Annotated in this window: 19 protein-coding genes; 12 read left to right on the forward strand and 7 right to left on the reverse strand. The window is 43.6% G+C overall.

Features of this window, described 5'->3' with window-relative positions; translation table 11 throughout:
- Nucleotides 1-82: 82 nt before the first annotated feature.
- Nucleotides 83-976: a tetratricopeptide repeat protein gene (locus tag G1O98_RS04005; RefSeq protein WP_163927396.1), complete on the reverse strand. Its 894-nt coding sequence runs from the start codon at nucleotides 974-976 to the stop codon at nucleotides 83-85.
- 379 nt (nucleotides 977-1,355) lie between these two features.
- Here G1O98_RS04005 and G1O98_RS04010 point away from each other — a divergent pair, with 379 nt between their 5' ends.
- A complete protein-coding gene (locus G1O98_RS04010) occupies nucleotides 1,356-2,387 on the forward strand; it encodes a hypothetical protein (RefSeq protein ID WP_163927397.1) in 1,032 nt (343 codons plus the stop codon).
- Between the two features lie 100 nt (nucleotides 2,388-2,487).
- Here G1O98_RS04010 and G1O98_RS04015 read toward each other — a convergent pair whose 3' ends face one another.
- Complete coding sequence (locus G1O98_RS04015; protein ID WP_114084048.1) at nucleotides 2,488-3,657, reverse strand: homocysteine biosynthesis protein; 1,170 nt, start codon at nucleotides 3,655-3,657, stop codon at nucleotides 2,488-2,490.
- A gap of 590 nt (nucleotides 3,658-4,247) precedes the next feature.
- Between G1O98_RS04015 and G1O98_RS04020 the strand changes: the two genes are divergently transcribed.
- The 4 genes from G1O98_RS04020 (at nucleotide 4,248) to G1O98_RS04035 (ending at nucleotide 11,581) form a co-directional block, all read left to right on the forward strand.
- On the forward strand, nucleotides 4,248-5,129 hold the full coding sequence (locus tag G1O98_RS04020) for a DUF4231 domain-containing protein (protein WP_163927398.1): 882 nt from the start codon (nucleotides 4,248-4,250) through the stop codon (nucleotides 5,127-5,129).
- Between the two features lie 1,112 nt (nucleotides 5,130-6,241).
- Complete coding sequence (locus G1O98_RS04025; RefSeq protein ID WP_163927399.1) at nucleotides 6,242-8,473, forward strand: family 2 encapsulin nanocompartment cargo protein terpene cyclase; 2,232 nt, start codon at nucleotides 6,242-6,244, stop codon at nucleotides 8,471-8,473.
- Nucleotides 8,474-8,567: 94 nt separating this feature from the next.
- Complete coding sequence (locus G1O98_RS04030; RefSeq protein ID WP_163927400.1) at nucleotides 8,568-9,974, forward strand: family 2B encapsulin nanocompartment shell protein; 1,407 nt, start codon at nucleotides 8,568-8,570, stop codon at nucleotides 9,972-9,974.
- Nucleotides 9,975-10,174: 200 nt separating this feature from the next.
- A complete protein-coding gene (locus tag G1O98_RS04035) occupies nucleotides 10,175-11,581 on the forward strand; it encodes a family 2B encapsulin nanocompartment shell protein (protein ID WP_163927401.1) in 1,407 nt (468 codons plus the stop codon).
- A gap of 464 nt (nucleotides 11,582-12,045) precedes the next feature.
- Here G1O98_RS04035 and metK read toward each other — a convergent pair whose 3' ends face one another.
- Nucleotides 12,046-13,320, reverse strand: a complete 1,275-nt coding sequence (gene metK / locus G1O98_RS04040) for a methionine adenosyltransferase (protein ID WP_163927402.1) — start codon at nucleotides 13,318-13,320, stop codon at nucleotides 12,046-12,048.
- Between the two features lie 348 nt (nucleotides 13,321-13,668).
- On the reverse strand, nucleotides 13,669-14,673 hold the full coding sequence (locus G1O98_RS04045; RefSeq protein WP_012409283.1) for a phosphoribulokinase: 1,005 nt from the start codon (nucleotides 14,671-14,673) through the stop codon (nucleotides 13,669-13,671).
- 1,217 nt (nucleotides 14,674-15,890) lie between these two features.
- Between G1O98_RS04045 and petH the strand changes: the two genes are divergently transcribed.
- From petH to G1O98_RS04060, 3 genes are all read left to right on the forward strand, one after another.
- Complete coding sequence (gene petH / locus G1O98_RS04050; protein WP_163927403.1) at nucleotides 15,891-17,204, forward strand: ferredoxin--NADP reductase; 1,314 nt, start codon at nucleotides 15,891-15,893, stop codon at nucleotides 17,202-17,204.
- Nucleotides 17,205-17,449: 245 nt separating this feature from the next.
- A complete protein-coding gene (locus G1O98_RS04055; protein ID WP_163927445.1) occupies nucleotides 17,450-18,736 on the forward strand; it encodes a homoserine dehydrogenase in 1,287 nt (428 codons plus the stop codon).
- Between the two features lie 173 nt (nucleotides 18,737-18,909).
- On the forward strand, nucleotides 18,910-19,620 hold the full coding sequence (locus G1O98_RS04060) for a class I SAM-dependent methyltransferase (RefSeq protein ID WP_163927404.1): 711 nt from the start codon (nucleotides 18,910-18,912) through the stop codon (nucleotides 19,618-19,620).
- A gap of 45 nt (nucleotides 19,621-19,665) precedes the next feature.
- Here G1O98_RS04060 and G1O98_RS04065 read toward each other — a convergent pair whose 3' ends face one another.
- From G1O98_RS04065 to pgsA, 3 genes are all read right to left on the reverse strand, one after another.
- Nucleotides 19,666-20,583 (reverse strand): LD-carboxypeptidase, encoded by a 918-nt coding sequence (locus G1O98_RS04065; protein WP_163927405.1) that lies wholly within the window; start codon nucleotides 20,581-20,583, stop codon nucleotides 19,666-19,668.
- A 130-nt stretch (nucleotides 20,584-20,713) separates the two neighbouring features.
- Nucleotides 20,714-20,950, reverse strand: coding sequence for a type II toxin-antitoxin system HicB family antitoxin (locus tag G1O98_RS04070; protein ID WP_163927406.1), 237 nt, complete (start codon nucleotides 20,948-20,950; stop codon nucleotides 20,714-20,716).
- A complete protein-coding gene (gene pgsA / locus G1O98_RS04075) occupies nucleotides 20,934-21,461 on the reverse strand; it encodes a CDP-diacylglycerol--glycerol-3-phosphate 3-phosphatidyltransferase (protein ID WP_163927407.1) in 528 nt (175 codons plus the stop codon). The genes G1O98_RS04070 and pgsA overlap by 17 nt, the downstream gene beginning before the upstream one ends.
- A gap of 144 nt (nucleotides 21,462-21,605) precedes the next feature.
- Between pgsA and G1O98_RS04080 the strand changes: the two genes are divergently transcribed.
- The 4 genes from G1O98_RS04080 to G1O98_RS04095 all read left to right on the forward strand — a co-directional run bounded on the left by G1O98_RS04080 (nucleotide 21,606) and on the right by G1O98_RS04095 (nucleotide 26,088).
- Nucleotides 21,606-23,027 (forward strand): aspartate ammonia-lyase, encoded by a 1,422-nt coding sequence (locus G1O98_RS04080; RefSeq protein WP_163927408.1) that lies wholly within the window; start codon nucleotides 21,606-21,608, stop codon nucleotides 23,025-23,027.
- A gap of 111 nt (nucleotides 23,028-23,138) precedes the next feature.
- Nucleotides 23,139-24,110 (forward strand): DUF362 domain-containing protein, encoded by a 972-nt coding sequence (locus tag G1O98_RS04085; RefSeq protein WP_163927409.1) that lies wholly within the window; start codon nucleotides 23,139-23,141, stop codon nucleotides 24,108-24,110.
- A gap of 922 nt (nucleotides 24,111-25,032) precedes the next feature.
- Nucleotides 25,033-25,221 (forward strand): hypothetical protein, encoded by a 189-nt coding sequence (locus G1O98_RS04090; protein WP_114084033.1) that lies wholly within the window; start codon nucleotides 25,033-25,035, stop codon nucleotides 25,219-25,221.
- A gap of 354 nt (nucleotides 25,222-25,575) precedes the next feature.
- Complete coding sequence (locus G1O98_RS04095; protein WP_114084032.1) at nucleotides 25,576-26,088, forward strand: inorganic diphosphatase; 513 nt, start codon at nucleotides 25,576-25,578, stop codon at nucleotides 26,086-26,088.
- Nucleotides 26,089-26,145 lie beyond the last annotated feature (57 nt).

Raw genomic sequence — 26,145 nt, forward strand, 5'->3', positions numbered from 1 at the left:
GCCAGAGGAGGCAGGGGGAGAATAATAAAATTAGCTCTTTCCCCTCTTTCGCCTCTTTCCAATGCCCCATGCCCAATGCCCATTACTTAGGCGTACTTTTCAATGAAGGCGCGGGAGATACGGCTGAATTAGGAATGGGGGAAGTCATTCCTGCCTTTTTAATTTCGTCTTTGTATTGAGCAGGTGCTAAAGCTGCGGCACTATCAAATAAAGGTTTTGCATCTGCATCTTTGCCCTGTTGTTTCAAGAGCATCGCTTTTGCCACAACGGGGCGAAAATCTTTAGGATCTTTCTTAATTGCCTGGTCATATACAGAGCTAGCTTGAGCGTAGCGTTTCTGGGAAGCATGAACAGAACCTAACAACACCTGCACGGCTACTGTATCTACACTTCCAGGCTGAATTGTATTTGCTTGGGCTGCTTTCGAGAGGGTTTCTTGCAGCAAACCAATAGCTGCTTCTGGGCGTTGCTGACTGATTAACAAAGCCACCATTCCTTGCAAAGCCTTCAAATCGCCAGGTTTGGTAGACAAAATTGCGCGATAAGCTTGAGCGGCTCCTTCGCGATCGCCTATTTGCTGTTTAGCTTGAGCTAGTAGCACTGAATATTCTGACTGTTCGGGATTCAGCTTGGCTAGCTTTTCCAGGGGTTCAATGACGACTTGGATATCTGCTGGTTTAACCTCACTTTTTTCTTTTTGACTCAGTAGTTGTAGACGCGCTTGCAATAAGCCCTTAAGCGCAGTCTGATTTTCTGGTTCCCTTTGCAAAACCAGTTCATAACCCCGTACTTCATCTTCCAATTTTGATTTTTGGTCAGCAGAGGTCAAAGTGCCTCTGGTGCTAGCAGTATTCTGGTTTGAGGGTGGCGTATTATTAAATGCTCCAATTATGGGAATCACCGAAACACCCACAAAAGCAAGAATTGCCAGCGCCAAGACGATTTGAACTATCCAACGATTGCGCGGTTGAGACACAGTTTTGTCTTTCTCCTAAATTTTAATGACATTATCATTTACACAAATCGTAAAGTTAAAAATTTCCAAAACTTTGCGGAATACCGCCAATTGCCTGTGAATTTTATAACAATTAACTATTTACACTGCTAAAGTAAGTGATGACTTTAGGAGGAGCCGTCAGAATTGTAGCTATGATATGCTTCCGAAACTAGTGTAAAGGCGCTAAATTACACATTTAGTGTTTATACACTCAATTTAGCGCCTTTAGTATTGTTATAGAGTACCCTAGTGTGACTTTGTGAAAAGCAAATATACTTTCATCAGTCGCACAAATGCTCTTTCCAGCTACCTTTATAAAATCCCACAATGGGATGTGTCTCCGCCGCAAGGAGTTTTTATGAATTCCGACCTGATGCCGTTGCCTGAATCCTCCAATTCTTCTGCCTCTAACCAGGGCCCAAATAAAATAGAGGCTGCCTCTAATGTTCACATAGTACCCAAGCCCTCTAAATTTGAAAATTCGCCTGTCAACCCCAGCGAGACTGACTCAAATGGGAACTTAGTCAATCGACAGCAACCGATTCCGCCTCCCAGCGAACCGATGCAGTACCGAGCGATTGGATTAGTCCGGGGTCGCTATCATGCTAGCAGCGAACAATTTACTCAAGGTACACTGCTAACCACAGATGGTGTAGAACTCAATGCCGTCCTCCTAGGCCGGATTATGAGCTTAGTCAAGAATCATCTAGACTTAGAAAAAGAACATTTGTGGGTAGTATATCCACGTACAAGACAAGAAAATGACACCTTGCACATCCAAATCGTCGGAGTTTGGGAGCCAGAAAATCTGGCTAAAAGCTCAACAGATGAGGACGAGTCAGATTTAGAGTTGCAAGAGTCACAGACACTTGATGATGGCTTATCCGAAAATTCTGAATTAAGCACAATTCCCACGATCCCCTCATCAGAAGTAGCTGATGGTGGTTTTTCTGTTCGTGGTGAGGTAGTCTACCAATCTTTTGACGCTAAGAGTTTGGTAGTCAAAATTAGGCAGGCTGCACGCAAACCAACTGACAAACCCAAGTATTTCAAGTTGAAATTGAGAGGTGTCCTGACCACCAAAGCGGTAGGAAAGTTCTGGGATTTCCAAGCCAAGCGAGAAGCTGATGTTTTGATAGTAGAAAAAGCTGAAGCGATCGCTGACTTGCCCAAAAAACGCAAACCACCATTCAGAGGTGGCCCTCGTGCTGGCGGTAGCGGTGGTGCTGGTGCTGGTGGTAGAAAACCATTCCCCCCCAGACGCAGTGGCGAAACTCCGCGTCCCATCAAGAAAACAGGCGCAGGCGGCGACACCTCTGTGGTGTCAAAACCTATACCAAAAACGCCTGCTCCTAAACCCATCAAGCGACCGAAACCGACTCAAGAGTAGGGAATGGGGAATTGGGCATGGGGCATGGGGCATGGCTCAGTAATCAGAAGTCATTAATTATTCTGCCTCCCCGGCTCACCCTATTCCCTGCTCCCCAAGATCAAAAATCCGTTCGACGGTCTTGGGGTAGAAAAGATCGCTCCATCGGAATTGGAGAAACTGGTTCTGTGAGGGTAAATGTCCCTGCTTCGATCCACTTTTTCAACTCTAGGGCGACTTGCCTAGAAAAAAACAAACTCGCTAAGGGGGCAGAGCGTACAGCTTTGCCCTCAATAGTGATCCTCCCAGATTTGAGTTGGGCATAACTCACCAAACCAAAGGTGGGACGAACGCGCCGGGGAATGGAAAAATCTACTATTGGGGCTACTAAGTCTTTATCCTGTACAGCGCAGTGTTCAACTACTTGTTCATTTAATACAGGGAGTGGAACACCAACACCTAACATCAATGAGGGGCCATAACTTTTAAAGTAACAACCCCGCACCCAATGAGCATCCATTTGTTTGGCATCACCAATTAAAGCTAAAGTCGCAGAAGGCCCAATTGGTGTACGATTAGCTAAACGTTTTTGTAAGGGGAAGTGCTGAGTGCCTTCCCAGGCAACATAGCCAATACCGCCGCCTAAAAAAATTCGAGTCCCTATACCAACGAGTTGCAAATCTGGATCGTTGAGTAAGGGTGAAATAGCACCGGGATTAGAGTAAACGGCATTCCCCAAACGGGGTTGTAAAGGGCCCAGATAGGTGAAGAGGGGGCGATCACCACCATTTACACCAACAATAAAATTTTGATAAAGATTGCGCGGATTGAATAAATAAAACTGATTAATCGTCTCACGGGTAACTGTAGTTTCAAAACTTGCTCTGGGGTAACAATCTGTTACTTGTCCTTGCGCTTTTACATGTATAGCTTTACCAGCGATCAAATCTTCGATTACATGACCGCCGCCACGTTCTCGGACTTCTTCTCCGTCTGTCGTCTCCACGGCACAACTCGCACCCAAATATAAATCTACTGCCCCAAAACCAGAGTATGCTGGTACACCATCTAACCAGCAACGACGAATTTTGATCGGAGGGTCAGTGTGTCCGAGATTGATAATTGCACCGCTTGATTCCATCGGCTCAAACGTACCAGTGGTAATTACATCAACTTCTTTAGCCGCTTTAGTAACACCAATTTCTACAACTCGTGCTTTTAACTCTTCAGTTGTCAACACTACTGCACGTTGGCGGATGATTTTCTCGTTAATTTCTGCAATTGTTCGCATCTTATCAGTGCTAGCGCTTCCTGCTATCTTCCTCTCTGAAGGATATCTTGATAAATCAGAGAATCTTGTATAATTTCCTGTCGAAATAGTTGTCTGCCAATCTCGATACGACAGCTTAACACCCCCGATAGGCTTAAAATTCCCCAAAAAACAATTCGACTATTGCAAAGTCCAAATCATATATTTTTTGGAATAAGTACGCTAAATGTATTAAAAGTGTTTTGTTGGCTAAGTAAAATTACCATCAAAAAAAGCCTTGTGTTATCAATCAAATGTATGTATGGTTAGGATTAATTAGACTTGCTGGGTCTAGATAATTTTACGTGAACAGAAAGAAACATTTCTGGCTTTTGTAAAGCATCTCAGCCAACTAGTCAATCACAAAATGGGAGCTAATAGTAGATGCTAGAAGGTTTTGCTAAGGGAGAAGCTACTTAAGAGCAATTATATAAGGGATATCTAAGCAAAAGTTAGGACTCTATATATTTGCGAAATTGTCCTGACTTCTACACCCTCAGCACAATTAATTCTATTTATTGCTATTCATTTTGTTGCGACATTTCACCCGATAACGAATTGAGTAAAAGGCAATGACTACTTCTGAACTACCTAATCTTAATCAAATAAACCAAAAGAAAGTTTCCGATAGGATTGAAAATTTATCCTCTAAATCAGATGAGAAAAAGTTATTTAACTTGAAGGTAATTGAATATTTATTACTTGCAGCTTTTGTTTCTTCTGCACTCTTTATTGTTTTTCTTTCAGAAGATAAAACAGTTGTCATTTCTGGAGCAGTAGCTCTAACTTTCTTATTTTTTTTGTTACTTATCAATAGACAAGTATTTCAGAACTATAAGAAGGCAGCTTATCAGTCAGAACTCACCAAAAAAGCTGAACTGTATAGTTATCTATTAACTAACCCTAATTCTTGGGATAAAGAAACCCTGACTCTAACAAGAGGAAAGGCTTTACAATACAGCCAAGACTTGATTGACGATTATAAAAAAATTAGAGGTGTATCAAGGAACCTTTACTATAGTTTGCAAATTGCGACAGTTATTTTATCAGGAGTCACACCAATTTTAGTTCTGGTAGACAAATTAGAAGCAGGACAAGCTTGGCTCAAATGGCTGCCTGTACTCTGCCCAGCTATTGCTTCTATAGTTGCCAGTATCGTTACCTCTTTTCCTTTTCAGAAGAATTCTCTTGCTGCTAACACAGCAGTTGAATTGTTAGAAGCTGAACAAGAGAAATTTATATTGGGTGTAACTCCACCTTATCGTTGTTATGATGTGTCTGACGAAAGCCAACAGCAACAAAAGGCAAGTCAAGCATTAGAATACTTTATTGTTCAAGTGAACAACATTCATCTCAACCAATTGCAACAAACGAGTGAAACGCAATCAGAGAAGACAGAATCTACTTATTCATCTAATGAGTCAAACAAAGCGGGAGCAGAGGTAACGAAGTAGAAAGATACTTAATTAGTTAACTGCGATCGCAAATTAGTCAAGTATTGATTCAAATAGGATTTGTTCAGACTAACTGGAAAGATTAAGATTCCCAATTTATAAAAAAAGTGCGGAATCTTATTGTTATTTCACACAAGTGTAGCTTTTGTAAGAGAGGAAAAGGGCTTTCTATTAACCCTTTCCCATTTTTCTGAATTCTGTAATAAATCTAATCTGCTAGCTGGGTTTGTGGTTAAAAGCTAGTTAGAATGTTTTTTTGATTCTAGCAGCGATCGCAGTTGTGATTTTTAAAGTTTTTTTGTTTCTGTGTACTGAAACAAAAACAAAATTTAATAGAAAGACATCACGTCCAAAGCATCTAGCGAAACCACAGTTTTTTCATATATATCATCATTGGGCTGACTTATATAGGTTTGGGTTTACAGCCTCTAATTTGTTTGTGGATGAACTGAGCCATATTGCTTTAGTTGCAAAGATTTACAATCAGTAATTATTGTTTAATAACTGTCTTAAATAGTTTAATTATCCGCTTAACTGTCTTAACTGTCTTCTAATTAATTTAACTATCCGCTTAACTGTCTTAACTGTCTTCTAATTGTTCAATTTTGAATTTAACTATCTGTTTAAATGCTTGAGCCTACGTATTGCTTTTTTTCTATAACCATGAAAGATTATGAGAACACCATAAATTAAGAAACATTCATTTGCCATCATCTGAAATGAGTAATAACTCAAACAGATTTTTCAAATCTCCTATCTTTGGGTATAGAAAACTTGAGCTAAAACTCACATAGCTTTTTATCTGGACTGAAGAGCATTTTATCGAAACAGAATTCAGGAGTCAGAATTCATTCTCTGAATTCCCTACGAGAAACTGCGCTATCAGTTGCGGGTTTGAATTGCTTAATGATTGATTCTGACCAAAGGCGGAGTATCTTTAGCTTTGCTCCTGAATTCTGATTTCTTCTTCAAATTATTCCCTTAATTACGAGCTACCACCAGAAAACTACACGTGAGGACATAGCGCGATTGGTGAAGATGCTCATCAATTGCCAATCTCAGCCACGAAATGAAGACAGCAAGAAGACTCCAGAGGAGGTTACGCGCAGATCATGCAACCCTTTGAACTGCCAGAATTTTACATGCCTTGGCCCGCGCGGCTGAATCCAAACCTGGAAGCGGCGCGATCGCATTCCAAAGCCTGGGCTTACCAGATGGGGATACTTGGCTCAGAAGAGGAAGCCGAAAGTTCCCCTATCTGGGACGAGCGCACATTTGATGCTCACGACTACGCCTTGCTTTGCTCCTATACCCATCCAGATGCGCCGGGAGCGGAGCTTGACCTAGTAACCGACTGGTATGTTTGGGTGTTCTTTTTCGACGATCATTTCCTGGAAATCTATAAGCGCACCCAAGACATGCATGGGGCAAAGGAGTATCTCGGCAGACTACCAATGTTCATGCCAATTTACCCCACCGAAACTCCCCCAGTACCTACCAACCCCGTGGAGTGCGGCTTGGCCGACCTGTGGTCTCGCACTGCCTTTACTAAATCTGTGGACTGGCGACTTCGGTTCTTCGAGAGTACCAAGAACCTCCTTGAAGAGTCTCTGTGGGAACTTGCCAATATTAACCAGGATCGGGTCGCCAACCCCATCGAATACATTGAGATGCGCCGCAAAGTTGGTGGCGCTCCGTGGTCAGCGGATCTCGTCGAACACGCCGTGTTTATAGAGATTCCGGCTGACATTGCCTCGACTCGGCCAATGCGTGTACTCAAAGACACATTTGCCGATGGAGTACATCTACGCAATGACCTGTTCTCCTACCAGAGAGAAGTGGAGGATGAAGGCGAAAATGCCAACTGCGTGTTGGTCTTGGAGCGCTTCTTGAATGTGAGTACCCAAGAGGCAGCTAACCTCACCAACGAACTGCTGACCTCGCGGTTATACCAGTTTGATAACACTGCCGTCACCGAGTTGCCCCCTCTTTTTGAGGAGTACGGACTAGATCCAGTGGCTCGTGTGAACGTTCTCCTTTACATCAAAGGACTCCAGGACTGGCAATCGGGCGGTCACGAGTGGCACATGCGATCAAGCCGTTACATGAACAAGGGAGGAGACAATTCTTCGACATCCACACTTCTGGGAGGCCCCACAGGGCTAGGCACATCGGCGGCGCGGATTGGATCGTTATATGCGGCCTTGGGTTTAGGAAGGTTCAAGAGGTTCACTCACGTTCCATACCAGGCTGTGGGAGCAGTGACACTGCCGAAGTTTTATATGCCCTTCACTACAAGCTTGAATCCCCATCTGAATGCTGCGCGGAAGCATTCCAAGGAATGGGCGCGCGAGATGGGGATGCTGGAATCACTACCTGGGATTCCTGATGCTGTCATCTGGGATGACCACAAGTTTGATGTTGCCGACGTAGCCCTCTGCGGTGCGTTGATCCATCCGAATGGGTCTGGTCACGAGCTGAATCTGACAGCGTGCTGGCTTGTTTGGGGAACCTATGCCGATGATTACTTCCCGGCGCTCTACGGGAATAACCGCAACATGGCTGGTGCAAAAGTATTCAACGCCCGACTGTCGGCGTTCATGCCTCTAGATGACTCCACCCCCAGCGAGGTTCCGACCAATCCTGTGGAAGCGGGCTTGGCAGATATTTGGTCTCGCACAGCCGGCCCGATGTCTGCCAACGCGCGGACTCAGTTCCGCCGCGCAATCCAGGATATGACTGACAGCTGGGTGTGGGAACTCGCCAACCAGATTCAAAATCGAATTCCCGACCCGATAGATTATGTTGAGATGCGCCGTAAGACTTTTGGCTCGGATCTGACCATGAGTCTGTCCCGACTAGCTCAGGGCAACGAGATCCCGCAGGAGATTTACCGCACCCGAACGATGCGATCGCTAGATAATTCCGCCGCCGACTACGCCTGTTTAACCAACGATATCTTTTCCTATCAGAAAGAAATCGAATTCGAGGGCGAAATCCATAACTGTGTGCTGGTCGTTCAGAATTTCCTCAACTGCGATTTGCCGCAGGCCGTTGAAGTTGTCAACAACCTGATGACCTCTAGGGCGCTCCAGTTTCAACTCATCGTCGCCACCGAACTGCCAGTTCTTTTCGATGATTTCAACCTGGATGCAAGTACCCGCGAGAAACTGCTCGGATACGTCAAGAAACTAGAGCAGTGGATGTGCGGTGTCCTGAAGTGGCATATAACGGTAGACCGCTATAAGGAATTTGAATTGCGTAATTCGTTAGCAGGGCGGCTACTTAGTGGGCCCAGAGGGCTGGGGACTTCTGCTAGGCGTATTGGATCGGTGAGGGTTTAAGGTCAGGTTTTTTTGTCCGTGAATTGGTTCAAGGTCAGTATGCGATCGCGTGAGATCGGTTTTTTTAGTAACTAATAAAGTGGAGGATTAAGTTGTGACGTATTCTAACGACCCCAATTTGGTAGAAGATCAGCAGCCCCATTTAACCTTGAGTACAGCAGCGGCGCGTAATTTGGCAACAACGGCCAAATCTGCACCGCAAACCCAGGAAATTACATCGCGGTGGTTATTGAAGTTATTGCCGTGGGTGCAGACAAAAGGTGGTGCATATCGAGTCAACCGTCGGTTGAGTTATTCCGTGGGTGATGGACGGGTGACTTTCACCAATACTGGAGCAACGGTGCAGGTGATTCCCCTAGAACTTACTGAGTTGCCCTTGCTGCGAGGGTTTAACAACCTTGACGTATTGACCGGGTTAGCAAACCAGTTTGTTCAGCAGGAGTACGCCCCAGATGATGTAATCGTCGAACTTGGCCAGCCTGCCGATCGCGTGATTCTGATTGCTCGTGGCAAGGTGAACAAGATTGGTATTGGCAAGTATGACGAGCAGGTCGTGTTCGATGTGCTAGCTGACGGCGACCATTTCGGCGATGAAACTGTGGTGCAGTCCGAGGATACTTGGCAGTACACCCTCAAGGCGATTACTAGAACCATCGTGCTGTCGCTACCCCAAGAGGTGTTTGAGAGAGCGATCGCTCAGTCCGAGGCGTTGCGAACTCATGTTGAACAGTTCCGCGTTCGCCTGAGCCAGCCACAGACTCCCCAGGGTGAAGCCGCTATTGAGCTGGCGGCTAATCATCCCCAAGAGGCTGAGTTGCCGGGAACCTTCGCTGATTACGAACTCAAACCCAGAGAATATGAGTTGAGCATTGCTCAAACGGTATTGCGAGTAAGTACGCGGGTAGCCGATCTGTACAATGAACCATACAACCAGACAGAAGAACAACTGCGGCTGACTATCGAGGCATTGCGGGAACGTCAAGAACACGAGTTGCTCAACAACCGCGAATTCGGGTTGCTGCACAACGCCGACCTCAAACAGCGTATCTACAGCAGTAGCGGCGCACCTACCCCTGATGACTTGGACGAACTGTTAGCGACGGTATGGAAGGAGCCGGGATTCTTCCTAGCTCACCCCCGTACGATCGCTGCCTTCGGTCGTGAGGCCAACCGCCTTGGTCTCTATCCACAAAGCGTAGATGTCAACGGCGTTCAGGTTACATCTTGGCGCGGCGTACCCATTTTTCCTTCCAATAAGATCCCCATTACCAATAACCGCACCAGTTCTATCCTTTTGCTCCGCACTGGTGTAGAAAAACAAGGGGTGATCGGCTTACATCAAACGGGTATCCCCGATGAATACCAACCCAGTTTATCTGTTCGATTCATGGGCATCAGCGAAAAGGCGATCATCTCCTACCTCGTGACTGCTTATTACTCCGCAGCCGTCCTCACTCCTGACGCACTTGGCATCCTCGAAGATGTTGAAATCGGGCGCTAAATATCAGGAGTGCTGAATATTGAGTGCTGAGTGCTGAGTGTTAAGTGTTGAGTGCTGAGTGAGTAAAAATTACGGCTGACTGTTGATACCCCGCAAGAAAGTGGGCGGTTTTTTAACTCAGCACGGGCTAAACCTTAGCTATCCGCTAATGGAACTCAGCACTCTTCATGCACTTTTATTAGTAACTAGAGGATGGGGTGATGACGGATTTTATTGAATCAAATTTAAATGTTGAGAGTGGACAACCTCAACTGAGTTTGAGTAAAGATGCTGCGCGTAATTTGTCCACGACCACCAAATCTGCACCACAGACGCAGGAAATCACCTCAAGGTGGTTGTTGAAGATGTTGCCGTGGGTGCAAACGAAGGGTGGGACTTATCGGCTGAACCGTCGGTTGACCTATACCGTGGGTGATGGGCGGTTGAGTTTCTCCAACACCGGAGCTGAGGTGCAGGTGATTCCCCAGGAACTTGGTGAGTTGCCCTTGCTGCGAGGGTTTGAAGACATCGAGGTGCTGAGGGCGTTAGCAAGTCGGTTTGTTCAGCAGGAGTTCGCACCTGGTGAGATCATAGTCCAGTCAGGTCAGCCAGCCAATCAGCTTTTCTTGATTGCACATGGCAAGGCGAACAAGATTGGTATTGGCAAATATGACGAGCAGCCTCTATTGGATATGCTAGCTGACGGTGATTATTTTGGCGATCGCGTTTTGGTGGATTCAGAAAGCAATTGGAAGTTCACAGTCAAAGCTGTGACCCGATGCACCGTATTAGCACTACCACAACAGGCATTTCGGGAACTGCTCAACCAGTCGCAGGCCTTACAGGCTCAACTTGAGCAGTTTCGGATTCGTGCAGAACTTCCACAAAACAAGTATGGAGAAGCTGCGATCGCGTTGTCAACCAGTCATAGTACAGAGACGACGTTACCAGGAACATTTGTTGACTACGAACTCTCACCCCGCGAATATCAGTTAAGCATTGCTCAGACTATGTTGCGAGTGAATACTCGCGTTGCGGATCTGTACAATCAACCATACAACCAGACGGAAGAACAATTGCGGCTGACGATTGAGGCATTGCGGGAACGTCAAGAATACGAGTTGATCAACAACCGCGAATTTGGATTGTTGCACAACGCCGACCTCAAACAGCGCATCTACACCCGCACTGGCCCCCCCACTCCCGATGACCTTGATGAATTAGTCACCCGTCGGCGGAAGTCGAGGTTCTTCCTGGCTCATCCCCGCACTATTGCAGCCTTCGGTCGCCAGTGCAACCGTCGAGGCATCTATCCAGACACCATCGATATGGATGGGAGCAAAATAATCACGTGGCGCAATGTACCGATTTTTCCCTGTAACAAGATTCCGATTACCAAGAACCAGACCAGTTCTATCCTCATACTCCGCACTGGTGAGAAAGATCAGGGTGTGATTGGCTTACATCAAACTGGTATCCCGGATGAATACCAACCCAGTTTGTCTGTCCGATTCATGGGCATCAGCGAAAAGGCCATTATCTCCTACCTCGTTACAAACTACTACTCCGCAGCTGTCCTTGTCCCTGACGCACTCGGCATCCTTGAAGATGTCGAAATCGGTCGCTGAGGGGAGTCGGGCATCTAGACACTAAGGAGATGACCAAAAACCAGTTAGCATCCAAGGTGCTGGCTTAAAACCTTAACATGATTAATTTCAGCTTTCGGAGAGCATCCAATTTTTCCAAAAACCACTTGACTGACACAAAAGCTCTTTACAAACCTCTTACCTTTGCGTTCTTTGTGGTTCTTTTGTTCATTCTCTCATTTTTGTCTGAAGCAACACAATAAAACGGTTGGGATACTCCCAATACTGCTCGATTAAGCATTTTTAACTCGGAATTGGGTTTTGGGTAAAGGTTAAAGGTTTTTTCTTTCCCCTTTCCCCTTCCCCTTTTCCCCAAAACCCGACAAGTATTGGGGATACTCCCGCCTTTCGTGCGACAATTGAAAGAGAAATAAGGGTATAGGCAATTTTTGAAGTTGCCTATACCCTCAGATATATAAACTAAGTTTTTGCAGTCGCGTATAAGTCTAAGTTAGTGCTTGAGCAACTACTGCCGAAAGTGACTCGTTTGCTGCTTGCTTCAACAATTCGGCTTTATCGGTCTGTTCCCAAGGCAAGTCTAAATCAGCCCGCCCAAAATGACCGTAAGCCGCGACGTCCTGATAAAAACGTCCGCCTCGTTCACTTGGTAAGTTACGTAAGTTGAAGGTATGGATAATCCCTGCTGGACGCAGTTCAAAGTGTTTGTTGATTAATTCCAGTAAGGTTTCTTCATCCACTTTGCCAGTGCCAAAGGTATCTACCAAAATGCTTGTTGGTCGCGCTACACCAATTGCATAAGATAGCTGGATTTCAACTTTTTCTGCTAACCCAGCAGCGACAATGTTTTTCGCCACATAGCGAGCTGCATAAGCCGCAGAACGGTCTACCTTCGTGGGGTCTTTGCCAGAAAAAGCGCCGCCACCATGTCGTGAATAACCACCGTAGGTGTCAACGATTATTTTCCGTCCTGTTAGACCAGAGTCTCCTTGAGGGCCACCAACGACAAATTTGCCAGTGGGGTTAACTAAAAAACGCGTCTGATCGTTAGGCTTAATGTCAATATCGCCAAAAACAGGTTCGACTACCGCCGACCAGAGGTCTTGTTTAATTTTGGCTTGTACAGCCGCTTCATCCGTAATTTCCCCAATAGTGGCTGTATGCTGAGTGGAAATTAGAATAGTATCAATACCTACTGGCCGCCCATCTTCGTAGACCACAGTTACTTGGGTTTTACCGTCAGGACGCAGGTATGACAATTCGCCTGTTTTACGAACTGCTGCCAATCGGCGAGCAATGCGGTGGGCGAGACTGATGGGTAAGGGCATCAGTTCTGGTGTTTCGTTACTGGCAAAACCGAACATTATACCTTGATCGCCTGCACCAATTTTGTCGAATAGCTCATCACTATCTTGCTGGCGCGTTTCTTGAGCGGTGTTAACACCTTGGGCAATATCAGGTGATTGTTCGTCTAAAGCCAGCAGAACGCTGGTGCTGTTAGCAGAAAAGCCATTATCAGCATTGGTATAGCCAATTTCGGCAATTTTTTTACGGGCGAGATTGACGAAATTCACATTTGCTTTGGTGGTTATTTCACCAGTGATTAGCACCAAACCAGTGTTAACTACTACTTCAGCAGCGACACGGCTGCTAGGGTCTTGTGTCAGTAGGGCATCCAGAATGGTATCAGAAATCTGATCGCAGATTTTATCTGGATGACCTTCGGTTACTGACTCGGAGGTAAATAGATATCGACGAGACAAAGCAAATTCCTCCTGACTTGAGTTTTTTTGCTGACTAAATGTGGTATTCAGTTCAACTACCTAAATTTAACGTGTGCTTCCAACGAACGGCATTCGTTATGCCTTGAGAGAAACAATTTAGTTTCCTAGGAGCCGTCGAACTCACATTAATTTATGAAATCATAACAATATTTATACTTCAGTAGTTAGTATCTTGTTGATATTGATAAAAACCACTCACTATAAGGTAAGTATCTGTAAAAAAAATAAATTTATGGTAATTATTTCGTAGACTAAATGTATTTAATAACACAAAAAAAGGGGCACCCAGAAGCGCCCCCACAAACTTTGACACAAGTACTGCTGTTTTTAAACCTGAACCGCTAGCTTTGCTTCCGTAGCTGTCAAACGCTCATAGGCAGCACGCATTTTTAAACCTGTAAGTACTTGGAAGAAACCAGTACCATTATTGGAACCTGGATACTCACGGTGCTGGAGTAACAAATGAGTCAATTCACCCTGATATTTGGTGGATGTATTGCTGAGATGGGTTTCGATATAAATTACTTCTTCCAAGTTGTCAAATTGACCATCTACCTCTAGTACTGAGACATAGCGACCGTAGTAAACATCTGAACCGTAGTATAGTTGCATACCAGGATAAGAACAGGTCAGCTTGCGTCCACAGGGAGTCCAATTAATTGTTGAGCCTTCATCAAATAGGTAGGTTGGATCAAAGCCTTCCTTACCTTCCCGTTGGAGCATACGTACTCGTAGGACTCGGCGCTCTGTGTCGTTTTTGATCAAGTTGGTGGGTAATACTTGGAGAACTACATCAGCAAATTCTCTTTGTGGTTCGATAAACTTTTCAAAGTCAGGTTTGCGGGAATTGATTTGCGCTAAGACATCTTCGTAGCGATGACCGCGTTCAGCCATATCTCGCTGGATTTTCCAGGCGATTTTGACTTCATCGCTAATATCAAAATAAACACTGAAGTCGATTAGCGATCGCACCCGCTCATCATATAAAGGATGCAGTCCTTCAACAACTATAATGTGATTCGGCTCTACCCGCTCTGGCGGGTCGATTAAGCCAGTTTCGTGGTTGTAAATCGGCTTATCAATTGCTTGACCACTTTTGAGCGTTTTAATTTGCTCATACATTAGGTCAAAATTGTTTGCTCTGGGGTCTAGTGCCGTTATCCCAGTTTCTTTACGCTGTTTGCGATCCAAGGAGTGATAATCATCTAAGCAGATGACTGTCATCAAATCTTCACCAAACAAATCTATCAAACGACGCAAAAACGTAGATTTCCCGCACCCAGAGTCTCCGGCTACTCCAATCAGTACCACGCGTTCCGGCTTACTTGTCATAAATCCCCTCTAAAATACTAAAATTGTGTCAATATTTTTTCACACAGCAGATTCTGAAGCCAGGAGTTTACCTCTTTGGTTTATCCTGCGTTCTTGCTACCTAGCACATCTATAAGACACCAAGCGGGTAGGCAACAAAGTAATTAAGTTGCTACTCGTCGGACTAGCCTGAATGTTGGTGCCGGTAAGTATTTAATCCTAGTGGTATATTTGATTTTAACAGAAGGGGGTATCCCATACAAGATTACTGTCAAGAAGAATTAGCGTGGTTCATGAATCATTTTTAGATCATTTAGTTGTTAATTTAAAAATGGGGATCAGTACTGCCCATCAGCTTTGCAACTTTATTAGACTGCTACTTGTGACTCTATATAATTAAGATGATAAGGTATAATTTATTATTGTCGCATTGCCGCGAATTTCCTTTGTGTTCTTAAATTGTAATTCCTACTCGACAATACTTAAGATATTCAAAGCAAAAATCTACCCAACGAATGAGCCAACAACTCGCATTAGTCAAATTATTGGCTGTAAATTTATGTATATGGTCAAATACAAGCGTTTGGGTTATGGCAAAGTACTGAATAGAGGTTGACAGATTTTTCACATCAAGTGAAACTTATTATAGTTACTTAAATCACGGTTCTCTCGATTGCTATGTTTGTAGCTGAAGTTGTAATATTCATGTAATTATCTCTAGACAGGTCATAAAATATAGCTAACAACATTTCGAGAGAGCAGTAGATTTGGTGAATGAAAACCAACGGAAAGAAAACTTTCCGGGATTGGTATTCCCCGATTTAAGTCCTCGAAGTAAGTAAACACAACGGCAAATTTTGGAGGTCAACTGAGTGGTAGCTTCCACCAATCAAACTAGTTCTCCTATCAATATCTGCTATTGTGAGTTGCTCGTTGGGTAGTCAAGTAAAAAACTATCTCGCTGATGTGGGTGGTAGTTAACAAAAAAAAGATTAAATTGACTCATTATTAACATTCTCCACAAGACTTATCATTTACCTTAGAAGGTGAACAGGTGTGTTTTTTGCTATGCCTGCATGTCTTTGGTGAGTGTACTTAGCAAGGCATTAATTTAATGATGCCGTTTTTCCTTGAGAGCCAGTTTTGTGAAACGAAAATCCGGTAAACTAAAGCTGGCATGGGATAGGAATAGTTTTTTTTGAAAAACGGTTAAGTAAATTATCGGAGTGGTAGAAAGAATGTACAATCAAGGTGCTGTTGAGGGTGCTGCCAACACAGAATTAGGTAGCCGCGTCTTCGTTTATGAAGTAGTGGGTTTGCGTCAGAGCGAAGAAACTGATCAAACTAACTACCCAATTCGGAAAAGTGGCAGTGTGTTCATCAGAGTGCCTTACAACCGCATGAATCAAGAAATGCGACGTATCACTCGTCTAGGCGGCACAATTGTTAGCATCCAGCATATAAATGCTCTAGAGCCAGTTAATGGTAAAGCCTCATTTGGGAATGCTACAAGCGTTGTCAGCGAATTAGCTAAATCTGGGGAAACTGCTAACAGTGAAGGGAATGGTAAAGCCACACCTGTAAATACTCATAGTGCTGAAGAACAGAACAAGGACAAGAAAGGCAACACCATGACTCAAGCGAAAGCCAAAAAAGACCACGGTGACGTTCCTGTTAACACTTACCGTCCCAATGCTCCGTTTATTGGCAAGGTAATATCTAATGAACCACTAGTTAAAGAAGGTGGTATTGGTATTGTTCAACACCTTAAATTTGACCTATCTGGTGGGGATTTGAAGTATATAGAAGGTCAAAGTATTGGGATTATTCCACCAGGATTAGACAAAAACGGTAAACCAGAGAAACTGAGACTGTATTCCATCGCCTCAACTCGTCATGGCGATGATGTAGATGATAAGACAGTATCACTGTGCGTCCGCCAGTTGGAGTATAAGCACCCAGAAACTGGCGAAACAGTCTACGGTGTTTGCTCTACACACCTGTGTTTCTTGGAACCAGGGGCAGAGGTAAAAATTACAGGGCCTGTGGGTAAGGAAATGTTGTTACCCCAAGATCCTGAAGCTAATGTCATTATGATGGCGACTGGAACAGGTATTGCTCCTATGCGGGCTTATCTGTGGCGGCAGTTTAAAGATGCGGAAAGAGCCGCTAACCCAGAATACCAATTTAAAGGATTCTCTTGGCTGATATTTGGCGTACCAACAACTCCAAACCTTTTATATAAGGAAGAACTGGAAGAAATTCAACAAAAATATCCTGATAACTTCCGCCTAACTGCTGCCATTAGCCGCGAACAGAAAAATCCCCAAGGCGGTAGAATGTATATTCAAGACCGCGTAGCAGAACATGCTGATGAATTGTGGCAGTTGATTAAAAATGAAAAAACTCACACCTACATCTGCGGTTTGCGGGGTATGGAAGAAGGTATTGATGCAGCCTTAACTGCTGCTGCTGCTAAGGAAGGCGTAACCTGGAGTGATTACCAGAAGCAACTAAAGAAAGCCGGTCGCTGGCACGTAGAAACTTACTAATTTAGTCATTAGTCATTGGTCATTAGTCATTAGTTTTAGACAAAGGACGAAGGACAAATGACAAAGGAAGCAGGATAATCAGTAGGTAGGGCAAACGCTCTACCTACAATTGTTTTGTTATGAATATTGTAAATAGCTGAGGAAAGAGTTCTCAGTTCTGTGTGGTCAAGTACTAAATACTAATAACTACTCAGCACTCAGCACTCAGCACTCAGCACTTAAAGAATAAATTGGGTGCAAAAATTGTGGGTGTGAAACTAGGAATACTCGGATTAGGCACTGTGGGAACGGGGACAGTGCAGTTGTTGCAAGATAAGGCTGGACGGCACCCGTTGTTACAAGAGATAGAAATCTATCGGGTGGGAGTACGATCGCTCGATAAACCTCGGGCAGTAGAATTATCTACAGAAGTCTTAACTACAGATTTAGAATCCATTGTCAACGATCCGGCGGTAGATATAGTTGTCGAGGTGATGGGCGGACTGGAGCCGGCGCGATCGCTAATTCTCAAAGCTTTGAGTAATGGTAAGCACGTAGTCACCGCCAACAAAGCAGCGATCGCCCGCTTTGGGGCGGAAATTTTCACAACTGCCAATCAAGCTGGCGTATACGTCATGCTAGAAGCTGCTGTAGGTGGTGGGATTCCGGTGATTCAACCCCTAAAGCAGTCTTTGAGTGTTAACCGCATTCACACTGTCACAGGCATTGTAAACGGTACAACTAACTACATCCTGACGCGGATGCAAACAGAAGGCAGCAACTTCAGCGATGTCTTAGCTGATGCCCAACGTTTGGGTTATGCTGAAGCTGACCCTACAGCCGATGTTGATGGCTTAGACGCAGCAGATAAAATTGCCATCCTCGCATCATTAAGCTTTGGTGGACGCATCAACCTACAAGATGTTTATACCGAAGGCATTCGGCAAGTGAGCAAAACAGATATTGCCTACGCTGAAAAATTGGGATTTGTGATTAAATTGTTAGCGATCGCTAAACGTGATACTCCCTCATCACCACTTTCCGTCAGAGTTCATCCGACTTTAGTGCCCCAAGCTCACCCTTTGGCTAGCATCAACGGCGTTTACAATGCCATTCTTGTCGAAGGAGAACCCATCGGGCAAGTGATGTTTTTCGGCCCCGGTGCTGGTGCTGGTGCAACCGCCAGTGCTGTTACATCAGATATCTTAAATTTAGTTGCTGTCCTCAAAACCAATACAGCAGTTGCAAATCCATTATTAACTTGTCGGCATCAGGAATACTGCGAAATTGCGCCGATGGTAGAATTGAGAACTCGGTTTTATGCCCGTTTCCTTACCAATGACCAACCGGGAGTTATCGGGAAATTGGGGACTTGCTTTGGTAACTATGGCGTTAGCTTAGAGTCAATTGTCCAAACTGGCTTTCAAGGGGAACTAGCAGAAATTGTGGTTGTTACCCATGATGTGCGGGAAGGCAATTTTAGGCAAGCTTTGGCAGAAATCCGGGATTTGTCAGCGATTGAAAGCATTCCCAGCTTACTGCGTGTACTTTGAGATTAATATTTTAGCGAGCGATCGCTTTCAGGGGTTTCCATAAGCTAAAATACGTAATTTTTTTAGCTCTTTTTTTACGTCTGTGCTTGCTAAAATCAAGAACAAACCTCACTCATGCGTGAGGTTAGCCCTATGACTTTAGATATTACCGCTACAACTAACAGGATTTACCAATGCAGCCATCCAACGTTGAAATTAATAAAGAATTCTGGAACAATTATGCCAAAACATGGGATAAATCTCAAGTTATTCTAGGTAATCAAAAAATTACAGATGATGAAAGAGATAATTACGTCAATTATTTAGGTGATGAATGGGCGACAGTAGAAGATGCAGTCAATATTGTGAGTGAGTATATTACACCGTTTATTTCTCAAGACAGTACAGTTGCAGAAATAGGTGTTGGTGGTGGTAGGATTGCCGCAAAAGTAGTTAAAAACGTCAAAAAATTATACTGTTTCGACATAGCACAAGAAATGCTAGATAATGCTGAAGCAGCGCTTATGGAATATCCTCAAATAGAGTTTCGTTTAATAAAAAATCCTCAATTTGAACCTGAGTTTAGCGAAAAATTTGATTTTGTATATTCATTCGATGTATTTGTACATTTAGATTTACAAACAATTTGGAAATACTTAAACGGTATTTATGCAACTCTCAAGTCAGGTGGAAAGGCTTTTATTCATACCACTAATATAACTACACCAAATGGTTGGGCAAGGTTTGCTGCATACGATAATGATGAGATATTGTATCAACCCACTTCACCAGAAGCAATTAAGTGGTTAATAGAAAAGGCGCAAATGACAGTAATTAAAGAGTCCAGTCCAAATGGAAAAAACTTTTATTTGGATCGGGATTATTTAGTTGTAATAGAGAAGTAAATTAATCTTTGAGACTAATCTAGGTGATGGAATATTTGCGGTAAACTATGGCGCGTAGTTTGTCGCCGTAGGCATCGCTAGTATTCCCGCATCCGCATCTAAAGTTACCTCTACACCCACTGGTAAAGCTGCATTGGGACTATCGTGACCAAAAGGTAAGTCAGAGACAATCGGAATACCTAAATCACCCAAGCGATCGCGCAATACTTCTTCTACACTAAAGCTAGACACAGTTGGCGGCGCTTCACAGCGAGTAAAACCGCCTAAAGCAATACCGCAGACTTGAGACAAAGCACCGCTCAAACGCCATTGTGTCAGCATTCTATCGATGCGATAAGGTGCTTCTGTGACATCTTCTAACGCCAGTATTACACCATCCAGATGTGGCAGGATTGGTGTAGCTAAAAGGTTAGTAGCAACGGTGAGATTACCTGCTAGCAAAGTACCAGTCACCACGCCGCCACCCCATCCGCAACCTTTGAGAGGTGAGAGAGGACGACCTTCTACCGAATCAAATAATCGCTCAACTGACCAATCTGGCTCATCTGCCAAAGTCGTCAGCACAGGAGCATGAACGCCGGAAATTCCTGCTATATAAAGGCTCCACAATAAAGCTGTGATATCAGAAAAGCCTATAAGCCACTTGGGAAGGGCTGAATTTTGTTGCCAACTCCAATCTTCTAAAATACGGGTGCTGCCAAAACCACCTCTAGAACAGAGAATACCGCGACAATCAGGATCTTGCCATGCTGCTGCTAATTGCTGACGGCGGCTTTCGTCTCTTCCTGCCAGATAACCCCATTTGTCATCTATCTGAGGACTGATTTCTATGCGATAACCACGCGATCGCCAAATTTCTAAACCCCGTTCAAATGCCTCAAATTCTCGCAAAGCACCACTAGGGGCAATTACTCGTAGTAAGTCTCCAGGTTTCAGGGGCGGTGGTAAGGTTTTAGATGGCATGAAAAAAGTTAGGGGTGAGCAGAGACGCGATGAATCGCGTCTGTACAAGAGGTTAAGAATAAAGACTATATCTTAGAACTCCGATCAAATTTTATTGAATTATTTTTGAAATTACCGAGTGTTCCTATAATTACGGTGAGGATTGCACAAACTGAAAGGAAACATTAGCAGTCAAAGGCTCTGGTAATGGTTTTCCTTGTGCTTGGTAATCTTCAATCAAAAGTTCCAGCACTTCCTCACCATTATTGAGAGCATCCGCGTAGGTATTTCCATGAGTATGTGTGTATGGGCCAAACTCAGGTAAGCTGACAATGTACTTTTTATCTTCATTAGACCACTGAATTACAATACTATATTGCCGTTTCATTAGTCCTAGCTTTTTGCGGTAGAAGATAAATACCTCCAGAGATTAAAGTCAGGGCGACAGAAATCCAAAAGGCAAGCAAAGAGGGAGTTCGCCACACTTCACCCAGAGGCGCAATCAAAAGTGCGATCGCAACTATTTGACTAACAGTTTTGAGTTTACCCCAAATATTCGCCCCCGTAATCGTCGTTTGATTCACCCGCCAACCAGCGATCGCTAATTCTCGCGCTAAAATCAAAAACACTCCCCAAGCAGGCACTTTTCCTAATTCAATAAAAACCAGCAGCGGCGCAAGTACTAGAAGTTTATCTACTAAAGGATCGAGAAACTTACCCAATTCACTAATTTGGTTGAGTTTCCGTGCCAAATAGCCATCTAACCAATCAGTCAATGCAGCAACGAGAAAAATCGCCAAACATATCCACTGAGCTTCAGGTGTGGGATTATATAAACCATAAAGCAGAAATGGTATCCCCAATAGGCGAGAGAAGGTAATCCAGTTGGGTATGGTCATAGGGAATTCAAAAATCAAACTTCAAAATTAACAACTGTAAAGCAACAAGCAGCCAAACAAATATGCAAAATCTATGCAGATTAGTGTATCTGAGTGTGCCTGCGTGGGAAAATCTGTTTTCTGTAGCTCTCTTAAAACAATACTATGACTGAACACACAGACTCTCAATTTCGCATCGAACGCGATTCGATGGGCGATCGCCAAATTGCTAGTAGCTTTTATTACGGCATTCAAACGCTACGAGCAATCGAAAACTTCCCCATTAGCGGCATCAAGCCTTTAGCTACCTACGTAGATGCTGGATTAATCATTAAAAAAGCTACGGCAATTGTCAATGGAGAACTGAATTGCATTCCTCAAGATATTAGTCAGGCGATTGTGCAAGCAACTGATGAAATCCTAGCTGGGAAGTTCCGAGATCAATTTGTCGTGGATGTTTATCAGGCGGGTGCTGGAACATCTCACCACATGAATATCAACGAAGTTTTGGCAAATCGCGCCTTAGAAATTCTGGGTGAAGAAAAGGGCAATTATAAACGTGTTAGTCCTAACGATCACGTTAACTATGGACAGTCTACCAATGATGTGATTCCGACCGCAATTCGGATTGGTGGATTATTGGCATTATCCAAGACATTACACCCAGCAATAGATAGTGCGATCGCATCTTTAGAAAACAAAGCTGTAGAATTTCAAGATATCGTCAAATCTGGCAGAACCCACTTACAAGACGCTGTACCCGTGCGTTTGGGTGAAAATTTTCGCGCATGGGCGCAAATTCTTGCAGAACATCAAAACCGGATTTACACCGCCTCTGGTGATTTGATGGTGCTGGGTTTGGGAGGTAGTGCAGCCGGAACAGGGTTAAATACTCATCCTCTTTATCGCGCCCGTGTGGTAGAGGTTCTCTCAGAATTGATTGACACTCCTTTAGAACCTGCACCCCATCTTATGGCAGCCATGCAGAGTATGGCCCCATTTGTAAATGTTTCTGGTGCTTTACGCAACTTAGCGCAGGATTTAGTCAAAATATCTCACGATTTGCGGCTGATGGATTCGGGGCCAAAAACTGGTTTGAAAGAAATTCAACTTCCCCCAGTGCAACCCGGTTCATCGATTATGCCAGGGAAATATAACCCAGTCATGGCAGAGATGACATCAATGGTGTGTTTTCAAGTGATGGGCTACGACAGTGCGATCGCATTAGCCGCACAAGCTGGACAATTAGAATTAAATGTGATGATGCCACTGATTGCTTATAACCTAATTCACAGCATCGAAATTCTGGGTAATACCATCGCTGCACTCACCGAACGCTGCATCGAGGGAATTACTGCAAATCAAGAACGTTGTTTAGCTTATGCCGAAGGCAGTTTAGCTTTAGTAACCGCACTAAATACCCACATCGGTTACTTAAACGCTGCTGCTGTCGCCAAAGAATCTTTAGAAACTGGTAAATCCCTGCGGCAAATTGTTCTAGAACGGGGATTAATGAGTGAAACAGACTTAGCCACAGTGTTAAATCTAGAACAAATGAGTGGTATCTTACCGCTCAAAACAGAATAATAGATTATGGGGAATTGGGCATTGGGCATTGGGCATTGGACAATAATTAATAGTTCTTCTCCCCCTGCTCCCTTGCTTCTTCCCCATTGTCCATTCCCCATTCCCTAATCTATGCAGACTCAAAAACCATCTGTTAGTCTCATTCGGGCTACATCTTATGAACGAGAGGCTTTACGAGAATCCTTAGTAATTCTCCTAGAACCTTTTGGAGGAATAGCAGCATTTGTTAAAAAAGGCGATCGCGTTTTACTCAAACCCAATCTACTTACAGGGTCGCGTCCTGGTAAAGAGTGTATCACCCGTGCCGAACTAGTTTACGAAGTTGCCCAAATGGTAATTGAAGTTGGCGGTAAACCCTTTTTGGGTGATAGTCCTGCTTTTGGTAGTGCCAAGGGCGTAGCAATAGCAAACGGCTATCTGCCTATTTTAGAAGAACTCAATCTTCCCATCATCGATTTTCAAGGTCAGCGTTACCAAACAATTAGTGATAACTTTAACCATCTGCGACTGTCTAAAGAAGCAATGGAAGCAGATGTAGTAATTAATCTACCTAAAGTTAAATCCCATGCCCAGTTGACATTGACACTGGGCGTAAAAAACTTGTTTGGTTGCGTCCCAGGTAAAATGAAAGCTTGGTGGCACATGGAAGCCGGAAAAGATGCGAATAGATTTGGTGAAATGTTAATAGAAACTGCTAGGGCTATTAACCCTAACTTAACCATATTAGATGGCATCATTGGTCATGAAGGAAATGGCCCTAGTAATGGTGAACCTCGCCAACTAGGAATTTTAGCAGCCGCATCAGATATATTTGCTTTAGATCGGGCAATGGTAGAAATCCTCAATGTTCCTCCTGAACAAGTACCTACAGTTGCAGCTTCTCAAAGGCTAGGAGTTTGTCCAGAACTTACTGACATAGAATTTCCACATTTAAATCCTGACTTATTAAAAATAGAAGATTGGCGGCTACCAGACAAGTTGATGCCCATTGATTTTGGTATGCCTCGTGTAATTAAGTCTACCTTTAAGCATCTTTACACCCGATTTATCAAAGAACCAATTAGTGTTTATGGAAGGAACTAAGAACTGGTAACTGAGGAAGAAGCAAGGGAGCAGGGGAGAAAGTTTCCCCTTTTCCCCCTGCTCCCCTGCTTCTTCATTTCCCTCTGCACCCCTTCCCCCTGCTCTCTGCCTCTTCTCCATGCCCAATTTAGTGCAAACTTCGTTACAGCAATTTCAATTATTAGCAGAGTAATCTGTAATTACCCTCCGATTGCTTAACCAGACCGCCCTATTATATTTAGTGGCGGTTTTTTTAGCTGATACGCCTGCTTCTAAAATATTATTTACTCTACCTATATATAGATTGACAAAAATGCAGTGATATTACACAGATTTGAAAATTTAAATTCTGAAATATTTGTTTAGTGTTATCACTGAATCTATGCAGCCTAACACAGTTAATGTATCTGTATTTCTTCGGTAATTATGATTGGTTATAAAAAACATTCCTACCATTTCTTCTTTGGTGTCAAATAGTTGTGTGTATAACTACCGGATAACAATCGAAACCATTGATAGATATTCAGTGCTTTTGCGGTTTGGTGTCCTGTATCACAAATTAACAATTCCAGTAAAATGACCTTATCAAAGGCATTTTAGGATGTTATAATCATGAAGTATCAGACAAATATGTTTTGCTAATTAATCTTTAAGCAGCGAAAAAATGTAATTTATGATGCTCTCAAAGTTGGGTTTGCGTATGCAAACCATTACACCATACAGGGAAACATCTGAAAATATTAATTACAAAATAAAACATAATTTGTTTAGTTGTAACTTTGTATTAAGAACTCCATGTATAAAAAGGCTATTATGACAGTTGTATAACTGGTTTAGATTGTAAGATGCTACACATTTTACAGTTTAAAAATAGCTAACATAGCATTAAGACTCTCAATCAGAGAGTAGACCTACACAGTGTTACGAATAACTTCAACTTTGTATGAATTCAAATAGCCAGTCTGCCAATTCTACCGACACATATTCCCAACGTTTGGCAGACATTGTGGGAACTGCGATCGCTCTATTGACTCTTACCCTACCCGTATTTGTCATCGCCCACTATTCTTCAACTAATGTTCAAAATAACCAGCAACCCCTGATCCAAAACCTACAAGGAAGTAAAGATTGATAAAGTTTTCCAGTAGCATTTCATCAGGAATAACCTGAATTTGTATAGTGTGACTCCAGGTTTCGGGTGTCTTGACAGAGTAGGGGCAGAAATCCCTCCAACAGCAATCAAGGGCGGGAGAAAATAATACACTCTTGGAAAAAGCGTTGCGAAGTAACTTCGCAACGCTTTTTCCATTTTTCATAGGAGTGGTGAGATGAGGAGGACAAGGGAGACGAAGAATTATTGAACAATTCTCTTCCCAATTCCCAATTCCCAATTCCCCATCAGAGATCCATATTGCCCTAAAATTCTACACGGGGAGCGAAGCTGACTGAGTGCCCCCATGATTCACTGTTATCAGAGGACTTTTTTGTGGATTTATCTCGTATTCCTGCCCAACCGAAACCCGGTTTAATCAACGTTCTGATTGAAATTACTGGCGGAAGTAAAAATAAATACGAATACGACAAGGAACTAGAAGCTTTTGCTCTAGACCGAGTACTTTATTCCTCGGTAAAATATCCTTATGACTACGGCTTTGTACCCAATACTTTAGCTGAAGATGGCGATCCCCTAGATGGTATGGTCATAATTGACGAGCCAACCTTTCCCGGCTGTATTATTGCTGCACGACCAATTGGCTTCTTGGAGATGATTGACGGTGGCGATCGCGATGAAAAAATCCTTTGTGTTCCCGACAAAGATCCTCGTTACACTCAGGTAAAATCCCTGAAAGACGTAGCGCCACACCGCTTAGATGAAATTGCCGAATTTTTCCGTAGTTATAAAAATTTGGAAAAAAAGGTGACTGAAATTCTCGGTTGGCAAGATGTGGACAAGGTTGCAGCTTTAGTAGAAAAATCCGTCAAAGCTTATAGAGGATAATAGAAGAGTTAGGAGTTAGGAGTTAAGAGTTATAAATTTTTATTCCTCAATCCTAAC

This window comes from Nostoc sp. UIC 10630, from assembly GCF_010747425.1.
Taxonomy (GTDB): Bacteria; Cyanobacteriota; Cyanobacteriia; order Cyanobacteriales; family Nostocaceae; genus Nostoc.

Coding starts and splice junctions, on each gene's coding strand:
- G1O98_RS04020 (WP_163927398.1), top strand. CDS start 4,248: ATGACTACTTCTGAACTACCTAATCTTAATCAAATAAACCAAAAGAAA.
- G1O98_RS04090 (WP_114084033.1), top strand. CDS start 25,033: ATGAATTCAAATAGCCAGTCTGCCAATTCTACCGACACATATTCCCAA.
- pgsA (WP_163927407.1), bottom strand. CDS start 21,461: ATGACCATACCCAACTGGATTACCTTCTCTCGCCTATTGGGGATACCA.
- G1O98_RS04015 (WP_114084048.1), bottom strand. CDS start 3,657: ATGCGAACAATTGCAGAAATTAACGAGAAAATCATCCGCCAACGTGCA.
- G1O98_RS04035 (WP_163927401.1), top strand. CDS start 10,175: ATGACGGATTTTATTGAATCAAATTTAAATGTTGAGAGTGGACAACCT.
- G1O98_RS04025 (WP_163927399.1), top strand. CDS start 6,242: ATGCAACCCTTTGAACTGCCAGAATTTTACATGCCTTGGCCCGCGCGG.
- petH (WP_163927403.1), top strand. CDS start 15,891: ATGTACAATCAAGGTGCTGTTGAGGGTGCTGCCAACACAGAATTAGGT.
- G1O98_RS04060 (WP_163927404.1), top strand. CDS start 18,910: ATGCAGCCATCCAACGTTGAAATTAATAAAGAATTCTGGAACAATTAT.
- G1O98_RS04085 (WP_163927409.1), top strand. CDS start 23,139: ATGCAGACTCAAAAACCATCTGTTAGTCTCATTCGGGCTACATCTTAT.
- G1O98_RS04010 (WP_163927397.1), top strand. CDS start 1,356: ATGAATTCCGACCTGATGCCGTTGCCTGAATCCTCCAATTCTTCTGCC.
- G1O98_RS04070 (WP_163927406.1), bottom strand. CDS start 20,950: ATGAAACGGCAATATAGTATTGTAATTCAGTGGTCTAATGAAGATAAA.
- G1O98_RS04080 (WP_163927408.1), top strand. CDS start 21,606: ATGACTGAACACACAGACTCTCAATTTCGCATCGAACGCGATTCGATG.
- G1O98_RS04045 (WP_012409283.1), bottom strand. CDS start 14,673: ATGACAAGTAAGCCGGAACGCGTGGTACTGATTGGAGTAGCCGGAGAC.
- G1O98_RS04065 (WP_163927405.1), bottom strand. CDS start 20,583: ATGCCATCTAAAACCTTACCACCGCCCCTGAAACCTGGAGACTTACTA.